4 protein-coding genes are annotated in these 3675 nt (G+C 41.3%); all 4 read left to right on the forward strand.

Translation table 11 applies throughout. The annotated features are described in order from the left end of the window. Positions 1–386 precede the first annotated feature (386 nt). The 4 genes from VJH67_02005 to VJH67_02020 all read left to right on the forward strand — a co-directional run bounded on the left by VJH67_02005 (position 387) and on the right by VJH67_02020 (position 3518). Positions 387–1121 carry a succinylglutamate desuccinylase/aspartoacylase family protein gene (locus VJH67_02005; GenBank protein HEY4515940.1) on the forward strand — a complete coding sequence of 245 codons (735 nt, stop codon included), beginning with the start codon at positions 387–389 and terminating at the stop codon, positions 1119–1121. Positions 1122–1125: 4 nt separating this feature from the next. Next, positions 1126–1674, forward strand: coding sequence for a hypothetical protein (locus tag VJH67_02010; GenBank protein HEY4515941.1), 549 nt, complete (start codon positions 1126–1128; stop codon positions 1672–1674). Beyond that, positions 1664–2389 (forward strand): PfkB family carbohydrate kinase, encoded by a 726-nt coding sequence (locus VJH67_02015; GenBank protein HEY4515942.1) that lies wholly within the window; start codon positions 1664–1666, stop codon positions 2387–2389. The genes VJH67_02010 and VJH67_02015 overlap by 11 nt, the downstream gene beginning before the upstream one ends. Before the next feature lie 220 nt (positions 2390–2609). After that, positions 2610–3518 carry a hypothetical protein gene (locus VJH67_02020; GenBank protein ID HEY4515943.1) on the forward strand — a complete coding sequence of 303 codons (909 nt, stop codon included), beginning with the start codon at positions 2610–2612 and terminating at the stop codon, positions 3516–3518. Positions 3519–3675: the final 157 nt, after the last annotated feature.

The following is a 3675-nucleotide window of genomic DNA, read 5'->3' on the forward strand; positions in this document are numbered from 1 at the left end:
CGGAGGGGCTCACTTCCCACAAATTTTTTCACGCCGGAAGTAAAAAAACAAAAAGGAGACACGCTTGGCCCAACCCGCCCATCCGCGCGTGTCGAGATACTACCAAAATTTGACACTGCATAAATTTATGATAAAATTACATCACAATTGAATAAAAAGCGTTACTACTGGAGTCACGATCCAGGAGCTGCGAGCCAAATACTCGACGGAGGCTGAACCGTAAAACCCAGCAATCAGTGTCGCACTGCGGAGCTGATCTGAGAGCCGTATAGGATAAACCATAAAATATACGGAATAAGGATGGGACCGCGGGAGGTCCTTTTTTGATGCCTCTCGTTCCTTAGTCACCACAATCGTGGTGGTTAGAGAACGGGAGGTTTTTTATTATGAAAAAACAAATACTTTTTATACTAGCAACACATGAGGATGAAGCCTTTTCTCTTGATGTTTTCAAGAAGTTGGAAAAGGCAATGCCCAAGGATTTATATGGGTATAATTGGGTTATTGGAAATAAAAAAGCTCTAAAAAAGGGCGTGCGTTTTGTCGACGCCGATCTAAACAGATCAGCACCAGGAAACAGCAATAGCTCTGTTTATGAAGAAAGAAGGGCCGCGGAGCTTATCAAGCTAGCAAATGAGTATAACTTTATCATTGATATACACGGAACAGTCTCTAACGCTGGTATTTTTACCCTCATTCCCAAGCCAACTTTACAAAATATCTTATTTGCAATGACTCTACCAATTAAGAGAAATGTTTTGTGGTATTCGAGACGGTCTTTAAGAAATGGTCCGATTGTTCAATTTTGCCGACCTCCTGCCCTAGAAATTGAATGTGGACCAAAAGATGACCAGAAAACAAATGTCAACTTGGAGGCAATCCTAAAAGATATTTTGAAAATGTTAGCAAAGCCTGCTTATGAAGAAGTAATTAAGAGGCTTAATCAAAAGACCTTTTTTAGTGTCTATGGTAGCCAAAAAGAATGGGATAAAAACTTAAGAGATTTCCAGTTAGCAAGGATAAACAATGAGGAATTTATTCCTCTTTTGGTCAGTCAATATAAGGATATTGCCTGTTATAAGATGAAGAAAGTTAATTTTCAGGATTTATTTATTTACTAAAAATATGATGAAAAATAAAAGAAAAATACAAATCGGAGTTATGGGATCGTGTTCTGATCTCAAATACTCTAAAAAGGTTGAAAAACTCGCCGAAGAAGTAGGTTTCTGGGTTGCTAAGAAAAAAGCGACTCTAGTTTTTGGTGCAGAAAAGGATTTTGATTCTTTGTCAACAGCTGCCAGTCGTGGCGCAAAAAAAGCTGGTGGGCTTACAGTTGGAGTTACTTATGGAAAAGGACTTGAGGTCGTCGAAAAGAATGTTGATGTGGTCATTGCCAGTGGCCTCGAGAGAGGTGGAGGGAGAGAGCTTACTCTAGTATTAAGTTGTGACGCCATCATTGCCATAAGTGGAGGTTCTGGCACGCTAACAGAAATTGCCATTGCATACCAGGCGACTATCCCAATCATAGTTCTAACGGGAACGGGTGGTTGGAGTGATAAACTCGCAGGTGAATTTCTTGATGGTCGTAAAAGAATAAAAGCAGAAGCCGTAAGTAACCCTAAAAAAGCTGTCGAATTGGCTATAAAACTTATCAAATCAAAATATGAACAGTAGAAATAACCTTACAGTTCTAGCATCGTTTGCAACCGATAGGCTTCTTGATAAGAGAGGTTTGCTGTTGCGTGAACAAAAAGGTGGACCAGCTCTCTTTTTACAGAGAGTGCTTGGGGAAGAAAAAATCCCCTTTGACATACCCTATTCCTCAACACTTAAAGTGGAAATCCTTGTTGCACCTAAAGGAGAATTTGGGAAAGTAAAAACAAAGGCAAAGCCAATAAAAGTCTCTTGGCGATCACTTAACACCTCAGCTGTGCTTATTTCAACCATTCTTGACGAATATGATCTTGAGGGGATGGAAGCATACAAAAACCAGGTTTTTCTGGATGTCCAGGGCTATGTAAGAGACGGCGAGAATTTTGGCAAAAAGAAATACTGGGATCTCAGCTCGGACTCAATTTTATGTGTTAAAGGAACCAGGGAAGAAATATCCTATTTACCAAAAGATTTTGTTAAAAAACAAAAACAAAGAATGTTACTTATTACATTCGATTCAAAGGGATCAATTCTCTACTTCGAAAATGAAGCCATTAGCGCAAAACCTACAAAGATTGTTCGAGCAGCCGATACCATCGGCGCTGGCGATAGTTTTTTTGCCTACTTTGTAGCCAAGTACTTACAGTCAAGCGATCCAAGACGAAGCCTCGAATACGCAACTTCTAAAACAACTTCTTTTCTCTCTTCAAAAGTCCATCACACCAATCCTTTCTAAGAAGGGATTGGCTGTGTATTGATCTCCATCTCCCCTTAAAAAACCTCCCTACACATTCAATCTCTTCCTATACCCATCGTCAATGAATGTGCAACTTTCACACCTCGGGGGAGCTCGTTCCGATCACCCCCGAGGTGTCCAGCTTTTTGCATTCTCAGGTAATAAAGGTATAGAAGGGAATTTTTCCTAGGAAGAAAACGAATGAAAGGAGGTGATAATTATGAAAGAAATACCAATAGGACAGCCTGAAATTAAAGAGGCTTTGGATCAGCGTCCTTATGTTGTTTCGGGAGATATTAAAAATCTCCTGCAACAATGGGCTGACCAGAGAGAATTTAGGTTGCCTGACGATAGCTTTTTCAGAAAACTTAGATCTGATTTTGGGGTGTTCCTGACAAAAGTTTTTCCAGGGTTTGAATTTGTAACCGAGGAGGAACTTTCAGGTGGGTTGAATACCCTAGTAAGGAAAAACGGGCTATGTCCACTATCTCTTGATAGGGTTTATTGTCCGTCTGACCTTCGTGTTGATATTGCCCGCCAAGTCGATACTGATGGTAACGATAAAGGGTTGAGTAGAAGAGCAAACGCACCCTTTCTCCTTGAACAATTCCGCCAACTGAGAAGTTCAGGAATTAAGCAGGTCTCGCTCGTGGATGATGTCATATTTAGCGGTGATCTTATAGCTAGAGTCGGAGAAGCAATAAGCAGAGTTGGCATTCAGGTTGGAGCGGTATACGCTGGTATTGGAATTAGAGAAGGTGTAGTTCTCTTACTAAATAAAGGCTATAAGGTTGAATGTGTTCGCACTTACGATAGTGTCATCGACGAGATTTGTGAGCGGGACTTTTACCCTGGTGTGCCTTTATCGGGTAGGCTTGTGGATGCTGAAAAGAATGTTGGCGCACCATACATTTTACCTTTTGGCAATCCAGGTAAATGGGCATCTATCCCAGAGGAGTGGCAACTCCCCTTTTCCAAATTCTGTTTAGATCAAACGGCACAATTGTTCAAAGGAATTGAAAGAGCGTCTGGTAAGGTCGTTACTTGTGCAGATCTAGAAAGAAAAGTAATTTCACTGCCTCAGGACGAAACAAGATTTGTCGATGCTTTGAATCGGGTGACGCTGTAATCAAATAATCGAACCGATCAAAGGCTCCCTTCTTGGTCGGCTTAACTTTTAATATTGGGAGGGTGTGTCGGCGCACGGGCGGGTGGGGCAACGACACATTTTTCCCCTTTATAATTTTCAAACGGCGCGAAAAATTTTGCGGGAAGCGAGCCCCGCC

The organism is Candidatus Paceibacterota bacterium (assembly GCA_036517255.1).
GTDB lineage: Bacteria > Patescibacteriota > Minisyncoccia > Phycocordibacterales > WO2-35-19 > DATDXE01.